This is a genomic window from Rhodospirillaceae bacterium (assembly GCA_040219235.1).
GTDB lineage: Bacteria > Pseudomonadota > Alphaproteobacteria > Rhodospirillales > Rhodospirillaceae > WLXB01.
Genome location: JAVJSV010000011.1, coordinates 778,590 through 802,324, shown reverse-complemented (window position 1 = coordinate 802,324; position 23,735 = coordinate 778,590). Strand labels below are relative to the sequence as shown.

Genomic DNA, 23,735 nt, shown 5'->3' with positions numbered 1-23,735 from the left:
CTCTACACCTGCAAGCTAGCGGCCACATAACTGAGCACCAATGGAACAGCAGAGCGTGTGCGAGTCTGTCTGGCCTCCATCACATCTATCTTCGCTGTCACACCTTGCTGAAAGCCCGGTGCAGCCTGCGTTAAAATCTCACCGTTCAAGGCGTAAATTTTAGCACCCTTGTTATCAAGATCGTGCAGATCGATCTTATACGCCGTTAAAGCGTGATCAACTTCCACCTGGAAGGTGTCGCCCAAATCGCCGTGGCAAACGATAAGATCGGGTAAAATATTCGCGCTAGAATAACGAGCAAACTCAGTTAGTTTTCCGCTGGTCGTTGCGCTAATCACACCGAATTCAGTTTGCCATGACACGAGATCAACTTCGTCTAAATACGGCGCAATGACACCCTGTGCCCCAATCAACGTATTCCATGTAAACGGAGTCGATACTTCAGGCGACTCACTTAACACAAGAACGTAGCTTTGATGCTTTTGTAAAAGATTGGTAGTCTGATCCAACGACCTGTTGAAATGTTTTAATCGTTTCTCATCTGCAATGGAAACAATCACTAAGTCTGCATCAACTGTATAGGCTTCAATCAATTCCAGGATTGGCAGAGAGGACGCTGCTAACCCTGAGCCATCAGCAAACGCCGTGACACGAGGTTGCTGGATCTTTAGATCTTGAACAAACGAAGTATCCGCAGTCGGTTTGCGCATTGGCACGAATGCCAACGCGCCACCTGCCGCAACGGCAGACATCATGACGGAACGCCGTGAGACCTCGCACTGCGATAATGTTGGTGACATCATGCCTGACGCCACCTTCTGCGTATTATCATTACAGGACTTGACCATACGTGTGCCTACTCCGCAGGCATTACCTTAGATACCTCAGACGTCACACCCGCATACCCAACCTTAATATTGAGCGCCGATGCCACCGCATAAATAACAGCATACGCAATCATAGACACAACCAGGCCCAGCAATGACGGGATGAAAATCTCAGGTAGGTCCAACACGCCGTACGTCACGCCATAAGCAAAGAATGCGCCGATTGCGTAGGACAGAACAGCCGCCCAATTCCAGGTGTGCAAGCGTTTGAGGTCGTCCGTGTTGTAATGCTTTTTATGGACAATGTAATAGTCCACAACCAACGGCCCAATGAGCGGTGGCACCAAGGCCGCCAGCAGGTTAATCCAGTCTAAAAAGTATTGGTAAAGCCCAAGGCCAAGGATGGTTCCCAGCACACCCCAGATGACAACCATGACTCGTTTCGGGCGCTTAAACACGGCGGACGTTTGGATGACAGGCAGGTAAAGGTTGGCATCACCCGTCGTCCAGAGCGCCAGACTCATACCGATCAATCCAATGCCGCCGATAATCATGCCCTGTTGAAGCAGATAGGTCGTGAAATCGGCAGAACCAGAAACTACCCCCCCCAACGCGCCAACAATTTGCAAAAACCATTGTGCGATAATCATAACAATGAAGGGAATAGCCAGAGCGACCCACGCCTTTTTTGCGAATCGGGTGTACTCGGCCATAACAACAGCGCCCACGATCCACGAGCCGACAACGAGGTTGACGGCCGTCACAAAGGAGATTGGATTCTGTGCAGCCGTATCTTGAGAGAGTGCCAGAAATGCTGCACCGCCACCCGCCTGATCAACATTCAAATAGATAGCGTATAAACCGACAAGAACGAGAATGGCGACTGATGGAACACTAACCTTCTCGATCCCTTTAACGCCATAATATGTTGTGACCGTAAACAGCAGTCCGCCAAAAATCGCGACAGCGTAGAATGTGGGGCTATCAAAGTCTTGCGCCCATGCAAAACCAAAAGCGCCGACAACGATCGCCTGCCAGCCAGTAGTTAACAGAGCTAGAAAAATAACGGGTAAAAAGACGCCGATCCGGCCATAAACAAACTGATACAAAAGGCCCGAATTACAGGCTGTTTTGTATCCTATATAAGCTACCAATCCACCGATCACAAAATTGATCAGGTTGCCGACAAAAGTGGCCGCGATAAGATCTGGCCAAAAGGGCACGCCCGCTCCCAACTGCCCGCCTGTCAGAAGACCTGTAATCAAGAAGCCCCATCCAAACGCCAGGGTTAGCATAGGCAGGGTATCCTGACGCTGATCTGGTCTCAGAGGCGCAAAAGGATTATCTGCTGTTTGTGCTTCAGCGGCCTCATCAAGCGTCCACCACTCTTTTACTTTATCCATCATAGCTTTTTCCCCCTCTCCTATGCTCATATTAGCATGATCATATTAGGCCCCGTCTTACCCTACGAATGCAACAGTTCCGGAGTAATAGTGTCACAGAATGAGCCATCTTCGATAAGTCCCCCCACCATGCCAGAAGCTACAGACAGAGGTATGGTGCCCACTTTAAATAATAAGGGCTTTATGTCGACCTCGCTCGACCCGGTTTCGGCGGCCTTTACAGTGTATGCCGGGAGGGTTAGCGGCTGGTCTTTAGACGTTGGATGTGCTTATGGGGTTGCCTCCTTGGCGGCAATCGACCACGGCGCCAATATCATTGCGTGCGATATGGAACTTGGACATGTGCAGGTTCTGCTATCAAAAGTTCCTACCGACGATCTGAATCGAGCCAAAGGCATTGTGGCACAAATGCCAGAGATTGCGTTTCGGCCACACAGTTTTTCTGCCATTTTATGCTCACGCGCCCTTCATTTTCTTGATGGTGAAGGGGTTACTAAAACAATTAAGGCGATGGCCGAATGGCTAGAACCCGGCGGCAAGGTCTTCTTGATCGCAGACACACCCTATACTGGCTTCTGGGCGCGGGGCGCGAATAAGTATGAAGAACGCAAAGCAGCCGGAGACCCTTGGCCGGGGTTTATTCCCGATGTCACGGTTTACTTACCAGAACAAGCTCGCACAGGTGCAAAAATGCGGCACCTCAACCCGATGGATCCAGAGACACTCGCCCGCGTCTGTAGCGAGGCTGGCCTGACGATCGAGCAAGCTGCGTTCTCGGGGCGCCCCGACCAACCCAATTCAAAAACACACGCTGGCGTGATCGCTGCGAAAGCGGCCTAACGCGCTGATACAGAAGAAGGACACTTACTCATGGCACGCCCACACATTGAGTTTATTCATGCTCAGAACTTGGATTGGCAAACGGGTCTGTTGCCAGCGCCATTCGCAGACATTGAGTGTAAGATGCTGAGCCAGGACGATGAAACGGGCGCCTGCTCGACCATACTCAGGTATCCGAAAGGATGGTCGGCCTCGGATACTCAACACTTTAATGCTGGCCATGAATTCTTGGTTCTAGAAGGATCAATGGATTTAAATGATCAGCATTACCCGTTTGACAGTTACGGTTATCTTCCTGCCGGACTGACTCACGAAAATTGGAAAACTGACGATGGCGCTGTAGTGCTCACCTTCTTTTCCGCCACACTAGTCTCCGCGCCAGGCCCAGGAAACATGACGGAAGACGCTATTCCCTATCTTTATCTGCACGACATGAAATGGACTTCAGCTGATGTGGACCCTGACCTGGACTTCCTCCGGATCGCCCACAAAATTCTTCGTAAAGACGAAACCCTGGGCGAAACAACCATGATTTTAAACTGTGGCGCACAAAGCCACCCCACTGATTGGGCGGAAGCCGCCCTTGCCCATCCGTGTGTTGAAGAAATGTTTTTGCTGTCGGGTGACATTATTGCCGACCGCGGCATCATGAACGCAGGGTCTTATTTTTGGCGGCCCCCTCACATTTGGCACGGCCCCTTCGGCTCTCGGAACGGCAACCTGTGCCTCATTCGGTTCATGGAAGGTAAGCACGTCAACATCTGGGGCGAAGAGAAACTGCCCTTCAGCCTGACACCTGAGTACAGTCCAGACTTGCCCGAGTCCCTCGCCAACTTGAAGGACAAACCATTTTCTCCACCAACACCTTACTAAGTCGCAGTCGGAACGGGTAAAACCTTATGCTGCCGCTTCCAACATATGATTTTTTGCCGACCGGAACTCATGACGAAGAGGCACGAGAAGATTTCTGCCGGGTTCTCGCGGTTAAACTTGCGGCAGATCTTCGACCACGCCTAAAAAAGCTGTTTGAAACAGAAGTCAGACCAGCTTTTCAAGAAGAGTATGGGCATCCCCCTGACTTCAGGGAAATCGCTAGGGAGATGCGCCGGACAACACCTAGCCAACTGTGGTATCGGCTGCGCACCGACAATCAAGACCGTATGTATGCTGTGACCGGCGACATGATTTCACGCCAAGCGAGAGACATATCTACAAAGGTTTTGAAAGCAGCTGGCACCCATGGATCTTTAACCTTAGACTCGAATTTGGAAATGCCGTCCTACCTGACGGCTATGGATATTCACAGGAAACCCGGTGGCTATCATGCGGAGAACTTCAAAGACGATGTATCTCCAGGGGCTCAATATGACCGGACCATCGCCGTGCATAACATGGGAAGCCAAGGAATCAACAATGATGACCCTGGGCAAAGCATTGCACATTGGATCAATACTACTTATCCAAGTTTAAAGCCGAATCGTATTCTGGATTTGGGCTGCACCATCGGCAACAATACACTTCCTTATGCAGAAGTTTTTCCTGAAGCAGATGTGTATGGATTGGATGTGAGCGCTCCTTGCTTGAAGTATGCCCATGCGAGAGCTTGTGCCCTAGGAATTGACGTTCATTTTTGCCAAGCCAATGCCGAGAACACAAAATTTAACAACGAGAGCTTTGACCTTATCGTCTCTCGCATCTTACTACACGAGACCTCTGCAAAAGCTCTGCCGAACATCATAAAAGAGTGTCATAGGTTGTTGAAACCCGGAGGCATGATGATTCACTCAGACGCACCTCAGTTTGAGTCCCTCTCGCCCTACCAAGCTTCGCTCAGAGATTGGGATGCGACGTGCAATAACGAGCCCTTCATGACGACCGTCTACAGCATGTCCTTACAAGACCTTTATTCGAACTGTGGTTTTGACGAGTCATCTTATATCGAGACAACAGTGCCAGGACGATACATCCAATCTCACTTAATTAACCCAAATGCGACACCCGGTTTTGCAGCGACCTACTACTTTACCGGCGCGGTCAAAACCTAATAATATCATTCAGCCGCTTGCTTTAAAGCGCCAACCAACGGCACAAAAACCGTAAACGTCGTTTTACCCTTAAACGACACAACATCGACAGCCCCACCCCACTCACGCACTAAACCCGCCACGACAGACAACCCTAAGCCAGTCCCAACGCCTCGGGGTTTGGTTGTGAAAAACGGATCAAAGATTTTACTCAGAGTTTGCTCATCCAAACCCGGGCCGTTGTCCGCTACAGAGAAAAAGCCATACCGTCCGGGTAAAACCGTCCAGGGATCAGAATCTTTTGAGTACAGTACAGATGTTCCAGTTTCGATTATGACAGTGCCATTTGGCCCTGCGGCATCGACAGCATTCCGAACCAAGTTGAACAACACTTGATGCACACCACCTGCGTTCGCCGATACATTCACTTCCTCATCAAACCAAAATTGATCTAAAATTAACGTGCTCGGCAAAGTTGGCCTCATGAGATCCAAACCGTCTTTTACTGCACTTGATAGCGAAATGGTCTCAACTTTGGCACGCCCCTCTCGCGCAAATGTTAAAATATCTTGGACAATCCGAATTGCCTGCTGTGATGCCATGTATATTTTTCTAAAATATCCTTGTGTTCTCTCAATCTCGGGGGCTTCTGTTTCTCCCATGGCCGAATAAACAACGACAGGCTGGAGAAGATTGTTGATTTCATGGGCGATACCACCTGCCAAGCGATCTAACGCATCGGATTTTTCACGTTCCGCCTGCTGCAATCGCTGTCGTCGCTGCTCCGTTACGTCTGCGCCAGCCCCACGGTAACCAATAAACGTATTCTTTGAGTCATACATCGGGTTAGCGGATATACGGACCCAGCGCGCTTCATCCTGCTTATCCCGCAACGCAATTATCAGATTTCTGAACGGTTCCTGCTGGGCCATAGCCTGTAACATCATTGAACGATCTGTTAGCCCTTCGGTCAGATCAATGTTCTGATCTTTCGTAACGCCAATCTGAATATTGAGCATGGGATTATGGGACCCACTTTCAAAATAAGTAATCACTCCGTTCTCGTCGACTTCCCATATAAAATCGCTCATACATTCCGTGATATCTCGCAACCTAATCTCGTTTTCTCTAACCTTGCGCTCTGTCCGCCTTAAATCTGTGACGTCTTGGGCCACACCAAACGCCTTGATCGCACGCCCGTCTTGATCACGAATGATTCTCCAATCATATGTCATCGTTCTTACCGCACCGTCACATGGACGGCAGATACGTGCTTCAAAATGACCGTCCGCTGGAGGGTTATCAAAAGCACCAACGTTGCGAACAACATCTTCACGGGATTCTTCAACAACGAGATCTAGAAAAGCTGGCCGGCTGGGCGCGAATTCCTCTGGCTCCACACCATGAATGGCATACATATTCTCGCCCCAGATGATTTCAGACGTCAGGATATCACGCTCAAAATGCCCGATCTCTGCCAAGCGCTGTGACTCTTCAAGGCTGCGTTCTTTTAACAATAATGTTCTGCGGTTTTCATCATCGCGTCGGAATTGCAGTGTGAGCCAGAGCGTCAAAGTAAGGATTACAGTTGCTGCACCTGTGGCGGCCAAACCATAGGCAAAGGCGCTCTTGCGCCAAGGCGCTAATACCTCAGCATTAGAAAGGTCAACGGTAAGAACCAAAGGCCATCCGCCAACAGACCTATAGCTCAAGACACGCATGTCACGGTTGAGTTGTGACTGTGCCTGATAGGTTCCAGCGTTAGACTCCGCCAACCGCACTTTAAATAAATTCAGGTCTTTATACGATTTGCCGATAACCGCATCGACAAAGGGATATGCAAACAAAAGCCTGCCATCATCATGGAACAAAGCCACAGAGTTCATTCCAGGCGGCAAAACTTCCTCGAACAAACTCAAGAATGTTTTAAGGGCTATATCAATATAAACGACACCAACAAGGTCACCATTTGCGTCACGTATGGCCTGCGTTAATGGCAAAATCCATTCGCCTTCGACAAAGAAGCTTCGAATTGGGTCTCCCAGGAAAATCCTATCCTCTCCCTTTTGAAGGTGCATCGTATAAGCTGGCCATTCACTGCCATCGAACAACCGCTTTATCACCTGGACAGATTCAGCATCCATACGCACGGCTGTACTCGGAATGCTTCCGTCAGCTTTGATGTAAGAAATGCCATGGAGAAAGTTTAATTCTCTAAGGGTCTCAACCCAAAAGGCAATCGCCGTATCATCCGGGTCGCCATCAGGTTTAAGGTGACCTGCGGTTACGGTCGCAACATGATCTGCGGCAAGTTCAGCTGACCGTAACCCACCGACAATGCTGGCCTCAAGCGTTAGAGAGAGTTGCTGGGTTACGCGCCCTGACCCTTCAAGCGCAGAAGTACGGTCTTTAGCGACCTGCCATACAACACCGAAAACCAGAGTCGAGATTGAAAACAGTGCAATAGCCCAGAGCTTCGCTTGTCCTTTTGAAAGACCCATGATGGCTTTGCTTCTGTATTGTTCAGACGTGACGTTAAGTAACCTTGATACGCCAAAGCTGGCAGCAGCGTGAATAACAGCAACTTTGTCTCATTCCCGCCGTCACCTCAAGTCAATCAGGCATTTTGTCATTTAATCACCTCTTGAAGACTTGGGTTAAGGAGTCGTGCCTAATAAAATGACGGCATGTTTAGATCTGAAATTGAGGCGCTGGGACTCCTAATAAATTGGGGCACTTGTCATCACCAAACTTTCGGTAAACACTGTTGTGTAAGCACAATGTTGCATATTGGGGAAAGCAGCGATGAGCGACACAGTTAATGAGGCACGGACAACGCAGCCGCCGTATCCAAACTCTAAATATGCATGGTACGTCACGTCTTTGATGCTGCTTGCGTATATTCTTTCGTTCATAGACCGTCAGATTATGAGTCTGTTAATCGAGCCGATCAAAGCAGACCTCGAACTCACCGACTTACAGATCGGGCTCATTCTCGGCCCAGCCTTCGCTATCTTTTACGTCACACTTGGCATTCCAATTGGGTGGCTAGCCGACCGCAAAAGCCGGCGCAATATTATAGGTCTCGGCATTACTGTTTGGTGCCTCATGACGGCAGCTTGCGGCCTAGCCAAAAATTTCCCGCAACTCTTTATGGCCCGCATTGGCGTTGGTGCCGGTGAAGCTGTTTTAACGCCAAGCGCACTGTCTCTCATCAGTGATTACTTCCCGCAGAAAAAACGGGCTCGCGCAGTTAGCCTCTACATGTCTGGCATTTCACTAGGGCAAGGACTTGCGAACCTTCTGGGAGGCCCACTGATTGCTTTTCTACTTTCCATACCTCCTCTCGTTTTCCCCATCGTTGGCGAACTACAAGCCTGGCAGACAGCATTTATGATTGTTGGCCTTCCTGGCCTCCTGCTGGCACTCCTCATGCTGACGGTAAAAGAACCTCTGCGGCGCGGCTTAATTGAAATTAAGTCTTCAAGCGCCAGCACAAGCAGAGAAGTGAGTTTTAAAGATGGCATGGCCTTTTTGTTTGTACGCTGGAAAGCTTATGGCAGCCTTTTCTTCGGCATGTCTGTTGTCACATTGGTTGGCTACACAGGGTTTTGGAATGCGCCTCTTTTCGAACGCACCTGGGGATGGGACATCGCTAGAATTGGCATCACACTTGGAACAGCTAGTCTAATATTTGGTCCAATCGGTGCCAATGCGGGGGGATGGCTTGCGGACAAATTGACCAAGATGGGCGGCAAAGATGGCCCCATGCGTGCCATGTTTTATGGCGTAATTCTTACGGTCATAACCAACATTGCTTACCCCCTCATGCCAACAGGGGTTTGGGCAACCGTTGTGTATATTCCTTCCCTTCTTGGTGGGGCCGCCGCATCAGCTTGTGGCGCAGCCGCTGTGGTACATATTGCACCCAACCAGGTGCGCGCGCAGGCAACTGCCATATATTGGTTGATCATCAACGTTGTCGGTCTGATGTTAGGGCCGACATCCGTTGGGCTTATCACCGACCTGTTGGGCGACCCGAGTATGTTAAAATACTCAATGGCCGTTATACCACTTGTCGTCGGTGTGCCAGCGATCCTGCTGATTGCCTGGGGCTTAAAGTATTATGCCGCTGCGGCTGATGAAGCTCAAGAATGGGCTGAAAAAGCCTGATTCGGATCACTCTGGTTGTTTAAAATAATTAACCGCCCCAGGATCGACTTTGGCGACGGTTGTGCGGTCACGCATGATCTCAGACCAAATACGATTTACGAAGGCGTCAAGATCCTTTTGATCAGATTCGCGCTCTTCAATAGTCGGTTCGTGATCTTCTACCGCACAGTCTGATAAAACATCTCGGCGCACCAGTTCACGCTCCATGGCCCGCATCCGCTCGCGCAGAATATAAACCTCTCCCGACAAGGCCGTGATTGCGCCAACCAGATTGTCCACGGGTAAATCATGCACCCAATCTGGCTCTTCACCGGTCACCGGCCCGGTCTTGACCGCTTTATAATTGTTCTTAGTCACTTAATTTTTTACTTTTCAAATTGGTAGAAACGCCACGATATGACCTCTGATTCCTTTTTTGAAGGTGTGGAAGTGTATGGCTTAAAGGGTTCTATGGTTACCTTTTTATAACCAACATCGCGTGCTGCCTTTTCCATATCAAAATCAATCCAGGCCGCCGTGTAGGTCTCGTTGTTGTTCCAAGCATGAGACAACTGAACAGCTTCAAGCATGGGCGAGTCCGCACCCTTACCAAACTCGGGCCCAACAAAAACACCTCCTGGTTTCAGAACGCGATAGGCTTCTTTGAGCGCATTCTTAAGATTCACTGGTGGAATTTCGTGAAACATAAAAAGATGAAAAATACAGTCGAAGGTATCATCTTCAAAATCGAGATGCTCAACATCCTGCTGTGACAGCTTGAATTGGAAGCCGTGTTCTTGTGCCCTTTTATGCGCCAATTTGAGACACGGAGCCGAAAGATCGACACCATAACACTCGGACTCTGGATGAAGTTTTTGCCATTCTATCAGGCCCGCACCGTGGCCCGTGCCCCAATCCAGTACCTTATCAAAGGCACGATCTGGAAACTGACTATAAGACAAGCGATAGATCAGATTCGGATCCATATGCGCTGGATTGGTTGTACGGCGACCAAACTCATAGACCACCCCATCTGTTGTATCTGAGTAAACCCCACCTGTATGCTGATGAAAATCTACGAAACGATAATACTCAGGTAATTCCAAATCATCATTTAGCCGAAGACTTTCTCCGGCACCTTTGGCCGCTTCTTCTAACACTGCGATGATATGCTGACGGTCTTTGTTTACTACGTCGAATATCCCGAAGTCTGGCCGGTGATACTTAAATCTTTGAAAATGCCTAAAACACCAGGAATAAAGCTGGAACTCCAGCAAGTCGTCTAAAACTTGAAAGGCTTCGTCAGCCGTTTTGGGCGCTATATCGCCCTCAATGGCTGCGTCATAGTTTTTGCTCATCTGCCGCACCAGCGGACCATCCATAAAATTACGGGATGATCGCAAAAAGGCATGATAGGCTCGAAAATCGCGACTTTCCGGGATTTCCAAAACATCTGGATCGTTTCTCAAAGACTCAGGCACCGAGTCCTCCTGTTTTCAATTAACGCGGAATAGTTTAGGAGCTTCCTTCCGGTCAGAAAAGGGTCTGGAGCCTTGTTAACAGCTGCGCCATACCCCATTTGGTATGCTGTTAAAACCTTACCGGGCCGGCCCGCGATAGCGAAAGGAACAGACATGTCGATGGCATGGTCTTCACATCAGTCGAGAGAAGCCAAATTTCGCATTGGGCAGGTGGTGCGCCATCGCCTATTCCCGTTTCGGGGCGTTATTTTTGATGTAGACCCGGAGTTTAACAACACCGAGGAGTGGTGGCAGTCTATTCCAGAAAAGGCTCGACCCCGCAAAGACCAGCCGTTTTATCACGTCTTTGCTGAGAACGACTCCTCACACTATGTCGCCTATGTGTCTCAGCAGAACTTGTTGGAGGACGAAACGGGAGACCCGGTCATGCATCCAGATATTCCTGATTACTTCAATGAAGTGGATGACGGTATCTATGTTTTACATGAGACCTATAAGAACTAGATGTTCTGGGCCTTAGACTAGGGAAATATGTGCATCTCTTTTCAATTCCGCGATTGGAAAATGCTCAACCAATGCTTAGGTTAGAGTAATGCGATAGCCTACAACCCATTAATCTTTGAACCCAGCGCAAGGGACGCGCAATATTCGAACCCCATTATTCGAACCCCATTATTCGAACCAACGAGGAGAAAATCAAAATGACAATCAGCAACGGTGACAAGATGCCAAGCGGCAGCTTCAAGGTTATGACCAGCGATGGTGTAAAAGACATGAGTACGGACGACTTGTTTAACGGAAAGAAAGTCGCTCTGTTTTCAGTGCCTGGGGCCTTTACTCCAACCTGCTCCAATCAACACCTGCCCAGCTACTTGAAAAACTATGACGCCATTAAAGCCAAGGGCTTCGACACCATAGCCTGTATGGCCGTGAACGATGCCTTCGTGATGAAGGCTTGGGGCGAAGACCGTGGCGTTGGTGATAAAATCGTGATGCTCGCTGACGGTAACGGAGATTACACTAAGGCTCTCGGCCTAGAGCTCGACGCTTCCGGTTTTGGCCTTGGCACACGCGGCAAGCGTTTTTCTGTTGTCGTCAACAACGGCGTAGCAGAGCAAGTCAACATTGATGAGGGCGGCTACGACCTGACCAGCGCGGAAAAAACCTGCGCGGTCTAGTCACAGCGACCTGAGATATTTTGAAACGGCGGCCTTAGTTAGGCCGCCGTTTTTCGTAAGGTGGCGGACACGAAGGGTAGAGCGTTTTATAGACAGTGCACCTTGGAATAGGGATACTGTGGCTAATAGCTGTACAGATTTCTGCTGGGGAGCGGGACCATTAAATTACTGTTTTATGTCGAGCCGCTGACCGAGCTGGAACAGCCGCTTTTCCATGAAGCTTGGATCAAGTTTTCTGCCAATGTCGCTGGGGCACTCTACAATGGCGGGTTTGTCACCAAGGGTCACCGCCTGCGGATGCTCACCAACACATCATTGGGGAAAGTCGCCCCCACCTATGGGTTCGAAGGTGATCTGCTCACTGAGATTCAGGAACAGGATCTTCTGGATGTTTTTGGCGAGAACTACTTAGCAGCAACGATACGTGGCTATCGAGGCGAACTCACTGAGACGGAACTAGAAAAGGCGGCGGCCGTTCTCCTGAAAGCCCTTGATAAGTTTAAACCTGACGTTGTGATTACATACACAACTGCCCCTTGGCTCCGAACAGCATTTCCCGACGCCCTCATCTTTCATATGGAATACGGGCTCTACTCCAGACCCCCTTTCCCAGAAAGTTTTTACCTCGACCCCCTGGGAAAATTTGGCAACAGCACATTGTCACAGTATGTGGATGACCTCAGAAGCTATCAGGCAAAAGGGAGCGAACGGAATCTGGTTAAGAATTTTAGGAAGCGGTATCTGGATGACATCCTAAAGCCAAACTCACCCTTCAAAGATATGTGTGATGGCCTGCGGAGAAAATTCGAGCATCTGATGCTACTACCCCTTCAATTCAGCGGCCATTATGGGTTTGAGGGCACCAGCACGTACACATCGCAAGATGGCCTCCTGCAAGATGTCATTGAGAATGTTCCCGACAGCACGTGTGTTGTCGCCTTGCCGCATTCGACGGCAATTCACATGACCCGGGAATTTCCAGACCCTAAACTTCTGGAATCGCTCATCGCTGAGAATGAAAACCTATTTATGAATGCTGAAATGAGCCGCATTATCTTCCCGTCACAGTTTATGCTGGCGCATATGGATTCTGTTGCAAGTGTATCCTCCAGCGTCGCGCTGCAAGGGTTGCTCTGGGGTCACACGATCTATGCGGTGGGCAACTCGCATATTAATGCCATCGCTGATTATGAAGGTATTGATGCGCTCCAGCAGCAAGGGCCGCAAGTTGATGATGACCAAAAGGTATCCATGCTAGGGTGGCTTCTGAGCCACTATCACATACCGGGACTTTACTTACATGACCCCGATTGGATTATGGCACACTTGCAGAAATCCCTCGATAAGTGGCGGGATGGTGTACGCGGGCTGGAGTTTTTTGAGCGCATAGATCATCCCGCCGTCATCGAACGGGTTATTCACGAGTCGGGACGGCCTGGAATTCCAATTTACAAGTAATCCCCGCCTTGGCGTGTTACTTAGGGTGGCTTATCTTTTATACAATACTAAGATCAACCAGAGAGCTAGAATTCTCATATGCCTGAACGTCCTCCTGCCCGCATGACGATGGTGACCGTAAATTATAATTACGGCAAGTATCTACGAGAGTGCATGCAATCCATTATCTCCCAGCCCGATTTTGATCGCGTGGATTACGTCGTAATGGATGGCGGCTCAACAGACAATTCAGTAGAGATTATTGAGGAACTCAGTCCTCACCTGCATCATTGGCAGAGCGCACCAGACAAAGGCAATTATGATGCCGTTGCTAATGGCTTTGCAAAATCCGACGCGCCCTATATGGGCTGGCTCAACTCAGATGACATGCTGACACCGTGGGCCTTGAGAACGGTCCTAGAAATATTTGACCAACTTCCTGGGGTCAGATGGATCACATCTCGGTTTCCATTGATTGCGCGCGAAGACGGCACCGTCATCAGCACCGAGATCATGCCAGGCGTTGATGCCTGGGGCTTTGCCCATGGCGAACACATCAAGACCCTCGGTCGCCCTCACAACGGGTGGATCACACAGGATGCTACATTTTGGCGGCGTGATCTCTGGGACGAAGTCGGGGGTAAATTTGACGACTCACTAGAACTCGCATGTGACTTTGAACTTTGGTCGCGGTTTCTGCAGCATGCAGAGTTGTACACGGTGCCAACACCGCTCAGCATTTACAGAGCGCATGGAGACAACAAGGCAATTGCTAATCGACAGGACTATAGCGACGAATGTGTTGAGGTGTTGACTAGATACAACTCTGAATTTCCTGAATGGATTAAAGATCCAGACAACGCGACAATTCTAAGAGCGCGGGCTACTGGAAAGAGATTTAAAGTTATACAGCTCAAAAAATTACAACATAGACTCGACGAATCTCACGTGCCACCCCTGAAGACGATACGCTACAATGAGGCAGAAAAACGCTACTTTGTGCGCGACGAATAAACAGGGTCCAAACGTAAGTACTTAAAGCGTAACAGAAGCTCCAAGCTATGAGGCCAGGGCGGAATTGTAGCGTTAAGGTCGAGCATCATTTTTCCCGCGCTCGGGTCTGAAATAGCAACCTGGCCTGCAATCGCCATAGTTTCATTAAGTTTAATGTTGCGTGTTACATCAAGAACCTTCTGCTCGGCCTCGCCGCGATACAGGACAGCGCATTGATCAATCACGATCGCAGCGGCTGACTCCGGAAATTTAATCTCAATTTCTTGATAGGCGGATGGATTGAAGGGCTTGACCGCAGCTTGAATCTCGCCACGCCCATGCGCAGTTAATGTGACAGGTATTTGGATCGCATTTCGATGATCCAATCCGACACCAATATCCGGTGTTAAGGTCAACGCGCCAATTGCGGTTTTTGCTCCCATATGATCAGCAGCCAGAAAGCCTTTGCTTACGGCTGCGTTCACATCTATGAGATCAGGCGCAACCTCAGAAAGCGCGGCCTGAGGCCAATACACTTCTTCCCGCCCCAAGGAAGCCCATAGAGAGGCATCGCTGTATTCAAGGCGTGTCGCATCCACACGTAGGTCGATCAACGTGCGTTGATCTTTGAGGTCAAAATTCGCTTCGTGTAACCATCCCCCGATGGAAGAAACCTCCTCTGGCGAAGGGTACAACATGGCCTGTTGCACAACATCAGTCGCCGTTTCGAGAAATGCATCAGAGGCGACAGCGTCTCGACCGAGCGTTTCAAAAATAGTGGTTACCCCATCAAGAATTCCCTGCTGCACCATTTCCATTTGTGTGATCTGGTCGGGAGACCTTTGACTCGGCAACAACTCCGGTTGACCATCTTCGCCAAACCCATCCAAGCTGCCCTCTGGACACATACACGCATGCTCCAAAATATCCGGTGTACGCTCCAGCAAGCGAGTCAGCGTAGACTGAAAACCACCACGCCCCGCAAGAGCCCTAAGGTCACTCCCCGCCAGAATATTCTCCCGCCCCTTAGCGTTGATGGCAATGTACAAGCCTGACAACACCTGCGGTTTAGACTCTCTGATGAGGATTTTCTGCAGAACGGTTTGGATGGTGCCCGCATACCCTAAATCGAGCAAAATAACTTCATCACCGTTGGCGGACTCAAATTGCTCTGCAGCATACTTTACAAGGGCTTTACGCCGTAGTGCGCTCGCATCGGCTAATTTTTGCTGTAAAGCCGGCGTACGAGACACAGCTGTTAGAAATGCGTTCATCCCTCCTGGAACGTGAAGGTCAAACGCATTCGGATCTTGAAACACGCCGACAAGATCAGAGCGGGATACTCCCAATTGCGACAACACATCATCTGTTGAAGGACCTGGGCAGTAGGAAACCGCCTGACCAAGCAGAGAGAGATCGTCTGGCCACAAGGCAGCGCGCACAACCGCACGCCGGGACAACCAGAGTTCTCCCACCGTCACTTCACTGCTCAGGCATCGAGACACATGAGAGACCAAACGTGCGAGGAACCGTCCTTCACGCATGATACCAAACACTACCGACTTATTTTGTGCCGCCGTATCTACAACCCATTGCGCATAGGCACAAAAAAGTGGCGCCAACGTCACAGCCCCATACACCCAATAAGACTTGTGATGATCTGGCACATCCTCTGGGGCTCGATAGACAAGGCGCGAACGCAAGCCGGTGAGACCGGCATCGCCCTCTGCACTGAACCAAACCGCATCGCGTTTCACGTTTTCAAGCAGTTCTCTGTGTTGCGCCCGCGGTAGCCCACCCCACTTGTCATAAAAGACATGTGCGATGCCACGCGCAGTGCAGGGCTTCACGTCTGCGTCAACATTGTCCCCAACATGGACCAGTAGCTCTGGAGCAATATCCAAGTCTTTAAGAATAATATCGAACAAGTCCCGCCATTTCGGTCGCCCTTGTTCATTAGAAATATAGACGGTCCCGGGCAGTTTTTCGGGGGGCAAACCGGCACGGGCCAGAAAACCCAGAAGTTCATCGCGTGTGAAATAAGTGTCAGACGTAAACACCACACGGACATCAGAGTCTCGTGCCAAGTCCATTAAAGTGACAATTTCCTGATCCAGAATCATCACGTCCGCCTCGGTGGCCGCTTCAATCATCGCTGCCGCGCTTGCAGCGTCTGGCCTAATCCAAGCGTGATCTGGTAAGGCCGCATAGATATCGGCAAGCAAGACTTCGCGAGAACCTGTTGCCGCCTCTGCTTTGGCCCGCGCAGCCTTTTCTGCGGCGGCACGTAACTCCGAAAACTGAACCACAGATATCCAGGGTGCCAATAAATCTCCGTCTCGCAGCAACTCGCCAACAGAAAGAAAAACGTCAACTGGATTCGGCACACGTCGCCACAACAGCGTGTCAAAGATATCGAGCGAGAGAACTTTGTAGCGCCCCGCTTTCAACTCTGCAGCCAGCGGTTTGAGCCGCTGATCAATGATCGCACCGCTCATGAGGACGCTGCCTGCATCGTTTGTTGGCGCACGCGTAATAAACCATAAACCGTTCGCAGCAGCGGCACTGGCACTTTAACCAGCGACGCCACCTCTATGACCGAGCCAAGGATCCCTTCTAATTCTAAGGGCTTCCCAGCTTCTACATCTTGCAGCATAGACGTTTTAGATGCGTTCAACCTCTGCCCTCGCTTCAGGGTTTCGATCGGATCAGGCCCAGGGTCGAGGCCCAAAGCCTTGATGATGGCACGCCCCTCGTTCATCAAACCCGCCAGCGTCTCAGCAACATAATCATCGCCAATGAGCAAATCCGTCGTGCCCATCGATAAAGCGCTCAACGGATTAAAGCTCATGTTGGCCAGCAGCTTGGTCATCACCTGCTGTTGTATATTCGATGTTGCTTCCGCGTTGTACCCAGAAGCGCGAAAAACATCGGCGACGGCTTCAACGCCTCCAAGCGCACCACTTGGGCGGCCTAAAAAGAGCTGGTTGGAATGATCATGGCTGAGTGATCCGTCCTCGCGCCAAGACACGCCGCAATTGATGACGGCCCCAATGTGCCGCTCGACCTCAAAATGCTCGGACACACAACCTTTGGGATCAACGCTTTCTAAACATGTTCCCGAATACGGCCCCTCACGATCCATAAAGAACCACCAGGGAATGCCATTCATCACCTGCACAACTTGCGTTTTTGGCCCACACAAATTCGATATAGCCGGGGCGACATCGCTCAGACCAGTCTCTTTGACCGTGATGATGACCAAGTCTTGGGGGCCAATATCCGCCGCGTTCGCCGCCGCAAGCGGCGTATGATGAAAGGTCTCGCCTTCATCATGGAGCGTAATGCCATCCCGGTTCATGGCGTCAACGCGACTTGTTCTTACCAAGGCCGACACATCGTATCCGGCGGAGATGAGTTTGACGGCCATCATCCCGCCAATCGCACCCGGGCCAACAATACATATTTTCTGGATGGTCATTCCTCTCGTGGTCCTTGGTCGAAAACCTTTCCAGGATTAAAGAGGTTTTGCGGATCCAGCGCCTGCTTGATACGCGCCATAACATCAACACCTGCCCCGGCTTCTTCAATCAAGAGATCTTTTTTTCCAAGCCCGATGCCATGCTCGCCAGTGCAGGTGCCGCCCATCTTGAGGGCGCGCTCGACCATACGGCGATGAAGATGCTCGGCCTCCTCAATCTGCTCCGGCGCATCCTGGTCCAGGATAAAACACACGTGAAAATTTCCATCGCCGACGTGGCCCAGCAACGGTGCTGGAAGTTCGCTGGCGTCCAAGTCGGCCTTGGTTTCCCGAATACAATCGGCGAGTCGGGAAATCGGCACACAAACATCTGTAACCAGCCCAAGTGAGTCCGGCTTGAGCGCCAACCCGGCGTAATAGGCATTGTGTCGCGCCTGCCACAACTTGGTGCGGTCTTCCGGCTTGTCAGACCATTGAAAAGCGTCGCATCCATGATCGCTCGCTATAGCTTCAACAGTGCCTGCTTGTTCTGCAACGCCAGCGTGAGACCCATGGAACTCGAGGAACAGGGTTGGTGCGACCTCCAACGATAAGCCAGCGTAACGGTTTACTGCATCTATACTGACCTCATCCATCAACTCAATGCGGGCGATTGGTGTGCCAAGCTGGATCACCTCAATGACAGTTTCTACGGCGGCATCAATCGAGGGGAAGCTGACAACCGCAGCTGCGGTCGCCTCAGGGATGCCGTGCAAGCGCAGTGTGATCTCGGTGATAATACCGAGCGTACCCTCGGACCCCGTGAACAACCGCGTAAGATCGTATCCCGCCGCAGACTTGCGCGCACGACCGCCGGTTTTAACAATAGAACCATCGGCCAACACAACTGTCAGCCCTAATACGTTCTCACGCATGGTGCCGTACCGCACCGCATTGGTGCCTGAAGCGCGGGTCGCCACCATGCCGCCCAGGGTGCACTCTGCCCCTGGGTCAATGGGGAAAAACAGGCCGGTATCTCTGAGATGCGCATTGAGATCGCTGCGCATCACCCCGGACTGTATGACGCAATCCATATCTTCAGGATGAACATCGACAATCTGGTTCATGTGCGTCAGGTCAACACACACACCACCTTCGACCGCTTGGACCTGGCCTTCTAATGACGTCCCTGCCCCAAATGGAACGATCGGTGTATTCGTCTCTGCGCACAGTTGCACAACCTCGGCCACTTCTGCCGTCGACTTTGGAAACACCACAAGATCGGGGGCAGCCGAGGGATGCCACGACTCCCCGCGCCCATGGCGCTCCAGAACATCTCTATTGATGCTGCATTGCTCCGGGAAACGCTCCTGAAGTGCCGAGATTATGCGCAATAGGGGGTTGCTACCATCATCCATACGTACCTGCGACAGCCCTTATGGCCGCGGCGCTCCCTGGTCTTTGAGACGGCAGAGCGTATAAAACCATCCCAGATTTAGGCCAAAGCGGTCAGCATCATCAACGGCATAACCATAACCGATAGGAACGTAGTTACCTTTTTCATGAATCCGGAACAACGGAAACTCACGTTCGGAGGGCGATGAAAACTCGCGCGTATGCAATTGAAATTCCAAGGTCCGCCCATCGGGCCACGCGATATCGGTCTGGCCACCCTGGTCATGCACTTCGATCTCGGTCAGAAACTCTGTCTTACGCATGTCACCTTCAAGATTGTAATTCACGGTGCAGACAAACCAGCGCGCTTTGCGCATTTGAACCCAGGCATAGTTCGCGCCTTCTGTCTGATCCCAAGTCACCTCACCGGTCTCACGGCTGATCAGTCGGTCACGAGTCCAGTTGTAGTCGGAACCGAGCACGACTTGGTATTCAAACCATTCTTTATCACCGCAGGAGTCCCGCTTCATGCCGCCATTAAACTGCCCGCCCTCATAGCGCATATAAACTGTGCATGGCTCAGAGAACGCCCGCAGTTCATCAAGTTTAATGTCAGACAAACGCTCAGGGTCAAGGCGTGCCCCAACCATGTGATCATGACCCTCTTTGAACGCATAGAGCTGCACTTTTACGGCCTGCTCCGCCTCGTCGACACTGAGATTATAAATCCGGATCCGTGAAATATTTGCCGGGTCGTTGTTCAGATATTCTTCCACATACAGGACGTTATCGCCCAACTCAGGCATATCCAGCGTGACGTAATGGGAATGGATGCGGAACACTGGTTCGTAAACGTGGACAGAAATACCACCACCGGATTGACGCACGATCTGTTCGTGATTGTCATACTCACCGGGCCACCATTGCATGATTAACCGCAGATGGCCTTCAAGCTCGCCCTTACTAAACGTTTGCGCCTGGGCTGAAGCCGCTGCAAACATCGACATCAGCAGCGATATAGTCGCAATCAAAATCATCCGCATGACCTGACCTCCCTATTGAACTTGTATTTTTAGCCAACCTTGGGCTCGTACCCCATGACACTTACTAACACCCCATCTGGATCATAGAAAATCATCTCTGTGTAGGTGCCGGCTTTCATATAATCGCTGTCTTCTTCTTTGACGTACTTGGTCGGCGGCGTGAGGAACGGATATCCCTTGGCCTCCAGATCCGCATATATCTCATCCGGCTGGTCTGTATTTACGACGATCGCGACCTGCCCCAGGTGAATAACGCCCGGCGGTGGCGGAGACGTTTCCGGCACATCATCGGCCGTGATCTCATATAACCCGATCAGGCCATCTTCGCTGTTGTTGGCTCTGAGATGGCAAATATGCATGGAGCAATCGGTCAGACCGATCATCTTGGCCATCGCCGGGCCAGCGACGTTCTTGTCCTCGGCGACAGAAAACCCCAGGATATCCCGGTATAAACTCAAGGATTTCTCGATATCGCGGCAGAAAATCGTTGTCCGTTTCACGGGACTTGTGCGTTCAGTCATTTTGCTTTCCCCATTGCCGGTGACACAGCCTACTCTCATAATGGCTCTATAATGACAGAGCGGCAGACAAATTACACACGAGGTTTATCATGATACTCGAAGATTATACTTTAACGGCCCTGGCGACGATTGGCGCGCTCTTTGTGTATTTCTATTGCATGATCCAGGTAGGGCGCGCCCGCTTTAAGTATGACGTCAAACCGCCGTCCGTTGATGGACCAGAAGAATTTCAGCGGATCAACCGCGTGCACCAAAACATGCTGGAACAACTGATCATGTTTTTCCCGGCGTTGTGGCTGTTTGCCTTTGCCTGGGGAGATTTAGCAGCGGGCGTGCTCGGCGCTATTTTTGCCATCGGCCGCATCCTCTACGCTCAGGGGTATTACAAAGCGCCAGAAAAACGCAGCGGCGGCTTTGCTGTCTCATCACTGACAACAATCGTGCTTATTCTTGGTGCTCTGGTTGGCACCGTGATGGCCCTTCTATAAACAGCTTTTCGACCTAGAAAGAGCATTTCTATGACGCTTCGACCGCTCACACCCCTGACCCGCCGCACGGCTTTGGCTGGTGGACTGACCAGCATGGGACTTTTGGGGCTTTCATCAGCAAAAGCCTTCGCACAAAGCGAAATCAACAAGAACAAACTCTATGTTCAACTGCGTGGCAACCTGGATGGCAGCGATGGCCTCTGGGCCTACAGCGGGGCGTACTGGGGCAAACCAGAGGGCGAGATTGCCCGCCAACTGTTTAGGGTTGATGGTCTTAGCTTCAACACCATGACCCTGCGCGATAACGGCGGCGTTGACCAAAAGATGATCGAGTGCGGATTTTGGCAAGACCCCAAAACCGGTGAACTGGCCGATAGCTGGGTAAACCCCATGAATGGACTAGCCTGCGAACCAACACATTTTAAGTCCTCGCAAGAGTTATCCTTTGATGCGAACGGTCAATGGGACGTCCCGGTCGACCGCATGGCAAAGATGCGCCACATTGAGGGCGAAATCACAGAGCCCATTATCAATGGACCGGTGATTTGGTCGCAGGAGCGTCTGATCACAAAATCCATTCGGCCAGAACCGAACCCGGCTGCTGACCCTCTGACCTATCAGGGTCCTGTGCAGTCCAGCACTTCCCTCGCGACCTATCGCGCCGAGTTGAACGACCTTGATCAAGATTTCGTGCCCACCTCTTTGCATTATCAATCTATTGGCGGATGGTACCCATGGATGCGCATGGGGCAACGGGCTGGCGTTTGCAGCTTTGAACTGGTCGGTCGCAAATTGGCGAGCACGGCTGAAATTCCGGCGCGTGTGAAAGCATTTTTAGATGATCGTCGCCCGGGCTTTATAGACGACCCGTGGGCGTAAAACCTACTGCGTGGCGAGGGCGGTCACTGCCGCAACGTTCGCCTGATCGGCAAGGCCGGAGACTCTCCCGAGAATCCCTCCGGCCTGATCGGTGACCAACACCAGGGGCTGAGTCTTGGTGTCTTCGCTGATGCGCAGCAGTGGAAAAACTTCGTCTTCCTCCACATAGAGAATGATAACCCGATCGCGCAAAGCCTCATCTTTGTAGATGCCGCGAAAGCCACCGTTGATAAATCCGCGCACCAGCGCGCCGGGATTGGGAATAAGCGGCGTATTATAGACTTGTACGCTGTCTGACTGCTCGCGCAGCGGTGTCAGGGCTGCCTCCCAAGCGTCAACCGGCTCCTGCATATCGCGGCCAAAGGAAATCAAAAGCACATTCCGGGCCGCACTGAAATCTTCAGGCACCGTGATGCGGTCCTTATTGAGGGTACGCGCCTCAAGCGTTGGGAATGTGACGTCCTGCGCCAGTGATGGCACAGCCAAACACCAGACAACCGCGGCCATAACGCCAAAAATTGAATTCCGCATAACGCCTCTTCTCACGGTCGGTTCAGCACAGTTAGGTCATAGACTGCTGATGAAAAAGTGCAAGAAAAAGCACGCGACCAACACTAAAGCGCCTGCTTCGACTAAGCCTTTTCCTCACCACGTTCAGGCGTCAGGTAGATGGCGATTCCGGCAACAATGAAGGCCCCAACAACCAGTCCCATTTCCAGCGCATAGTCAGCTGGCATCAACCAGAATTCTGTCAAGATGCCCCAACGGCTCAACACTTCAACACAAAGCCAGGTGATCACAGTCGTCGGAATGGCGTAACGCACGGCGGGTGCCATGCGGGCATATTTAATCAGTCGCGTATTCAGATAAATCGCCCAGATTAGAAACCCGAAGAACACGGCATAGGTCACAGGGTGATCCGCGCCCAGAATGCGCTCATCATACAAGGTGAGATTGATCACGTAGATAAACCAAATCACAAAAATGGTTTCCAGTGCCGTGATGCGGGCATAGTCCCGGTCTTTACCCGAGCTGGCCTTACCCGGGTTCATATGGGCTTTGCGATGCAGCCATTTGAAAGCCGTGCAGCGGGTTTCGCGGTTGAAGTACAAAAGAACGGTGACCGCGAGCATAATAATACCAGACGCTTGGATCACCTGAAGGCCGGGGCTCATCGCCAAGTCACCTGCGCCAGTATACAGCGGTTGAACATTGAGGAGGTGGGCAAACAGCTCCCAGGAATACTCAAACCAGCCCGTCCAGATGAGAATGGCACCGACAAATCCCAGCCAGGTGGCCGCCGTTTCCTGCTTCTTGAGGCCGATCCAAACCATCACAAACCCGATCAGCCCGCAGAGAAAGCTTGCCGGAAAGGAGGCCTCATCCGCTGAGCCAAAAAGTGGCTTCAGCATGACGAACAGCGTGTGCCCCAGTGGCTGTGCCATCAGGACCGTGATGAAGGCAATCATGCCAACAAATGGTGGACGGTAAAACTTCCCCAGCATGATCCGATATCCTCCCTCAACACTGAGAAGATTAAATCACGCTGGTTTCCAGGGAGTCACGCTTGAAAACAGATAAATGCCCAACAATTAACTGACCCGCCGCAGGTTG

General features: G+C 51.1%; 22 protein-coding genes. 10 read left to right on the top strand and 12 right to left on the bottom strand.

The annotated features are described in order from the left end of the window. Nucleotides 1-2 precede the first annotated feature (2 nt). Both RIC29_07730 and RIC29_07725 read right to left on the bottom strand, forming a co-directional pair. Nucleotides 3-803: a hypothetical protein gene (locus RIC29_07730; protein MEQ8734799.1), complete on the bottom strand. Its 801-nt coding sequence runs from the start codon at nucleotides 801-803 to the stop codon at nucleotides 3-5. Between the two features lie 53 nt (nucleotides 804-856). After that, nucleotides 857-2,233 (bottom strand): cytosine permease, encoded by a 1,377-nt coding sequence (locus RIC29_07725; GenBank protein ID MEQ8734798.1) that lies wholly within the window; start codon nucleotides 2,231-2,233, stop codon nucleotides 857-859. 126 nt (nucleotides 2,234-2,359) lie between these two features. Between RIC29_07725 and RIC29_07720 the strand changes: the two genes are divergently transcribed. From RIC29_07720 to RIC29_07710, 3 genes are read left to right on the top strand one after another with little or no spacing between them, the layout of a single operon-like run. Further along, nucleotides 2,360-3,070: a class I SAM-dependent methyltransferase gene (locus RIC29_07720; protein MEQ8734797.1), complete on the top strand. Its 711-nt coding sequence runs from the start codon at nucleotides 2,360-2,362 to the stop codon at nucleotides 3,068-3,070. A 30-nt stretch (nucleotides 3,071-3,100) separates the two neighbouring features. Further along, the gene (locus RIC29_07715; protein MEQ8734796.1) at nucleotides 3,101-3,943 is read left to right on the top strand and encodes a cupin domain-containing protein; all 843 of its coding nucleotides are present in this window, start codon (nucleotides 3,101-3,103) and stop codon (nucleotides 3,941-3,943) included. Nucleotides 3,944-3,969: 26 nt separating this feature from the next. Beyond that, nucleotides 3,970-5,115 carry a methyltransferase domain-containing protein gene (locus tag RIC29_07710; protein MEQ8734795.1) on the top strand — a complete coding sequence of 382 codons (1,146 nt, stop codon included), beginning with the start codon at nucleotides 3,970-3,972 and terminating at the stop codon, nucleotides 5,113-5,115. 5 nt (nucleotides 5,116-5,120) lie between these two features. Here the strand turns inward: RIC29_07710 and RIC29_07705 are convergent, their stop codons facing one another. After that, nucleotides 5,121-7,595, bottom strand: a complete 2,475-nt coding sequence (locus tag RIC29_07705) for an ATP-binding protein (GenBank protein ID MEQ8734794.1) — start codon at nucleotides 7,593-7,595, stop codon at nucleotides 5,121-5,123. A gap of 304 nt (nucleotides 7,596-7,899) precedes the next feature. On the opposite strand from RIC29_07705, the gene RIC29_07700 reads away from it, so the two are divergent. Continuing rightward, nucleotides 7,900-9,267 carry an MFS transporter gene (locus RIC29_07700; GenBank protein ID MEQ8734793.1) on the top strand — a complete coding sequence of 456 codons (1,368 nt, stop codon included), beginning with the start codon at nucleotides 7,900-7,902 and terminating at the stop codon, nucleotides 9,265-9,267. Nucleotides 9,268-9,273: 6 nt separating this feature from the next. Here RIC29_07700 and RIC29_07695 read toward each other — a convergent pair whose 3' ends face one another. Together RIC29_07695 and RIC29_07690 are read right to left on the bottom strand one after the other, a co-directional pair. Further along, nucleotides 9,274-9,624 (bottom strand): hypothetical protein, encoded by a 351-nt coding sequence (locus RIC29_07695; GenBank protein MEQ8734792.1) that lies wholly within the window; start codon nucleotides 9,622-9,624, stop codon nucleotides 9,274-9,276. Between the two features lie 8 nt (nucleotides 9,625-9,632). Beyond that, the gene (locus tag RIC29_07690) at nucleotides 9,633-10,727 is read right to left on the bottom strand and encodes a class I SAM-dependent methyltransferase (GenBank protein ID MEQ8734791.1); all 1,095 of its coding nucleotides are present in this window, start codon (nucleotides 10,725-10,727) and stop codon (nucleotides 9,633-9,635) included. Nucleotides 10,728-10,880: 153 nt separating this feature from the next. Between RIC29_07690 and hspQ the strand changes: the two genes are divergently transcribed. From hspQ to RIC29_07670, 4 genes are all read left to right on the top strand, one after another. After that, on the top strand, nucleotides 10,881-11,231 hold the full coding sequence (gene hspQ, locus RIC29_07685; protein MEQ8734790.1) for a heat shock protein HspQ: 351 nt from the start codon (nucleotides 10,881-10,883) through the stop codon (nucleotides 11,229-11,231). A 197-nt stretch (nucleotides 11,232-11,428) separates the two neighbouring features. Continuing rightward, nucleotides 11,429-11,905: a peroxiredoxin gene (locus RIC29_07680; GenBank protein ID MEQ8734789.1), complete on the top strand. Its 477-nt coding sequence runs from the start codon at nucleotides 11,429-11,431 to the stop codon at nucleotides 11,903-11,905. A 297-nt stretch (nucleotides 11,906-12,202) separates the two neighbouring features. Continuing rightward, complete coding sequence (locus RIC29_07675; GenBank protein ID MEQ8734788.1) at nucleotides 12,203-13,363, top strand: hypothetical protein; 1,161 nt, start codon at nucleotides 12,203-12,205, stop codon at nucleotides 13,361-13,363. Between the two features lie 78 nt (nucleotides 13,364-13,441). Beyond that, entirely contained in the window at nucleotides 13,442-14,356 is a 915-nt protein-coding gene (locus RIC29_07670; protein MEQ8734787.1) for a glycosyltransferase, read from the top strand. Here the strand turns inward: RIC29_07670 and RIC29_07665 are convergent. The 5 genes from RIC29_07665 to RIC29_07645 are packed head-to-tail and all read right to left on the bottom strand — an operon-like array spanning nucleotide 14,335 to nucleotide 20,754. Next, nucleotides 14,335-16,833, bottom strand: coding sequence for a hypothetical protein (locus RIC29_07665; protein MEQ8734786.1), 2,499 nt, complete (start codon nucleotides 16,831-16,833; stop codon nucleotides 14,335-14,337). The genes RIC29_07670 and RIC29_07665 overlap by 22 nt on opposite strands. Continuing rightward, nucleotides 16,830-17,816 (bottom strand): 2-dehydropantoate 2-reductase, encoded by a 987-nt coding sequence (locus RIC29_07660; protein ID MEQ8734785.1) that lies wholly within the window; start codon nucleotides 17,814-17,816, stop codon nucleotides 16,830-16,832. Before RIC29_07660 ends, RIC29_07665 begins: the two co-directional genes overlap by 4 nt. Continuing rightward, nucleotides 17,813-19,213, bottom strand: a complete 1,401-nt coding sequence (locus tag RIC29_07655) for an FAD-linked oxidase C-terminal domain-containing protein (protein MEQ8734784.1) — start codon at nucleotides 19,211-19,213, stop codon at nucleotides 17,813-17,815. Before RIC29_07655 ends, RIC29_07660 begins: the two co-directional genes overlap by 4 nt. Before the next feature lie 18 nt (nucleotides 19,214-19,231). Continuing rightward, a complete protein-coding gene (locus RIC29_07650) occupies nucleotides 19,232-20,233 on the bottom strand; it encodes a CpcT/CpeT family chromophore lyase (GenBank protein MEQ8734783.1) in 1,002 nt (333 codons plus the stop codon). A gap of 29 nt (nucleotides 20,234-20,262) precedes the next feature. Then, a complete protein-coding gene (locus tag RIC29_07645; protein MEQ8734782.1) occupies nucleotides 20,263-20,754 on the bottom strand; it encodes a VOC family protein in 492 nt (163 codons plus the stop codon). Nucleotides 20,755-20,843: 89 nt separating this feature from the next. Between RIC29_07645 and RIC29_07640 the strand changes: the two genes are divergently transcribed. Both RIC29_07640 and RIC29_07635 read left to right on the top strand, forming a co-directional pair. Continuing rightward, nucleotides 20,844-21,242 (top strand): MAPEG family protein, encoded by a 399-nt coding sequence (locus RIC29_07640; protein ID MEQ8734781.1) that lies wholly within the window; start codon nucleotides 20,844-20,846, stop codon nucleotides 21,240-21,242. Nucleotides 21,243-21,272: 30 nt separating this feature from the next. Beyond that, the gene (locus tag RIC29_07635; protein ID MEQ8734780.1) at nucleotides 21,273-22,121 is read left to right on the top strand and encodes a DUF1838 family protein; all 849 of its coding nucleotides are present in this window, start codon (nucleotides 21,273-21,275) and stop codon (nucleotides 22,119-22,121) included. Between the two features lie 3 nt (nucleotides 22,122-22,124). Here RIC29_07635 and RIC29_07630 read toward each other — a convergent pair whose 3' ends face one another. Beyond that, nucleotides 22,125-22,652 carry a hypothetical protein gene (locus tag RIC29_07630; protein MEQ8734779.1) on the bottom strand — a complete coding sequence of 176 codons (528 nt, stop codon included), beginning with the start codon at nucleotides 22,650-22,652 and terminating at the stop codon, nucleotides 22,125-22,127. Nucleotides 22,653-22,753: 101 nt separating this feature from the next. Then, nucleotides 22,754-23,626 carry a hypothetical protein gene (locus tag RIC29_07625; protein ID MEQ8734778.1) on the bottom strand — a complete coding sequence of 291 codons (873 nt, stop codon included), beginning with the start codon at nucleotides 23,624-23,626 and terminating at the stop codon, nucleotides 22,754-22,756. Nucleotides 23,627-23,735: the final 109 nt, after the last annotated feature.

Excerpts from the sequence above, each read along its gene's own strand:
- RIC29_07635 (MEQ8734780.1), top strand. The coding sequence starts at position 21,273 with ATGACGCTTCGACCGCTCACACCCCTGACCCGCCGCACGGCTTTGGCT.
- RIC29_07720 (MEQ8734797.1), top strand. The coding sequence starts at position 2,360 with ATGCCAGAAGCTACAGACAGAGGTATGGTGCCCACTTTAAATAATAAG.
- RIC29_07645 (MEQ8734782.1), bottom strand. The coding sequence starts at position 20,754 with ATGACTGAACGCACAAGTCCCGTGAAACGGACAACGATTTTCTGCCGC.
- RIC29_07625 (MEQ8734778.1), bottom strand. The coding sequence starts at position 23,626 with ATGCTGGGGAAGTTTTACCGTCCACCATTTGTTGGCATGATTGCCTTC.
- RIC29_07680 (MEQ8734789.1), top strand. The coding sequence starts at position 11,429 with ATGACAATCAGCAACGGTGACAAGATGCCAAGCGGCAGCTTCAAGGTT.
- RIC29_07630 (MEQ8734779.1), bottom strand. The coding sequence starts at position 22,652 with ATGCGGAATTCAATTTTTGGCGTTATGGCCGCGGTTGTCTGGTGTTTG.
- RIC29_07700 (MEQ8734793.1), top strand. The coding sequence starts at position 7,900 with ATGAGCGACACAGTTAATGAGGCACGGACAACGCAGCCGCCGTATCCA.
- hspQ (MEQ8734790.1), top strand. The coding sequence starts at position 10,881 with ATGTCGATGGCATGGTCTTCACATCAGTCGAGAGAAGCCAAATTTCGC.
- RIC29_07710 (MEQ8734795.1), top strand. The coding sequence starts at position 3,970 with ATGCTGCCGCTTCCAACATATGATTTTTTGCCGACCGGAACTCATGAC.
- RIC29_07655 (MEQ8734784.1), bottom strand. The coding sequence starts at position 19,213 with ATGGATGATGGTAGCAACCCCCTATTGCGCATAATCTCGGCACTTCAG.
- RIC29_07725 (MEQ8734798.1), bottom strand. The coding sequence starts at position 2,233 with ATGATGGATAAAGTAAAAGAGTGGTGGACGCTTGATGAGGCCGCTGAA.
- RIC29_07640 (MEQ8734781.1), top strand. The coding sequence starts at position 20,844 with ATGATACTCGAAGATTATACTTTAACGGCCCTGGCGACGATTGGCGCG.
- RIC29_07730 (MEQ8734799.1), bottom strand. The coding sequence starts at position 803 with ATGATGTCACCAACATTATCGCAGTGCGAGGTCTCACGGCGTTCCGTC.
- RIC29_07665 (MEQ8734786.1), bottom strand. The coding sequence starts at position 16,833 with ATGAGCGGTGCGATCATTGATCAGCGGCTCAAACCGCTGGCTGCAGAG.
- RIC29_07705 (MEQ8734794.1), bottom strand. The coding sequence starts at position 7,595 with ATGGGTCTTTCAAAAGGACAAGCGAAGCTCTGGGCTATTGCACTGTTT.
- RIC29_07715 (MEQ8734796.1), top strand. The coding sequence starts at position 3,101 with ATGGCACGCCCACACATTGAGTTTATTCATGCTCAGAACTTGGATTGG.
- RIC29_07670 (MEQ8734787.1), top strand. The coding sequence starts at position 13,442 with ATGCCTGAACGTCCTCCTGCCCGCATGACGATGGTGACCGTAAATTAT.
- RIC29_07675 (MEQ8734788.1), top strand. The coding sequence starts at position 12,203 with ATGCTCACCAACACATCATTGGGGAAAGTCGCCCCCACCTATGGGTTC.
- RIC29_07650 (MEQ8734783.1), bottom strand. The coding sequence starts at position 20,233 with ATGCGGATGATTTTGATTGCGACTATATCGCTGCTGATGTCGATGTTT.
- RIC29_07660 (MEQ8734785.1), bottom strand. The coding sequence starts at position 17,816 with ATGACCATCCAGAAAATATGTATTGTTGGCCCGGGTGCGATTGGCGGG.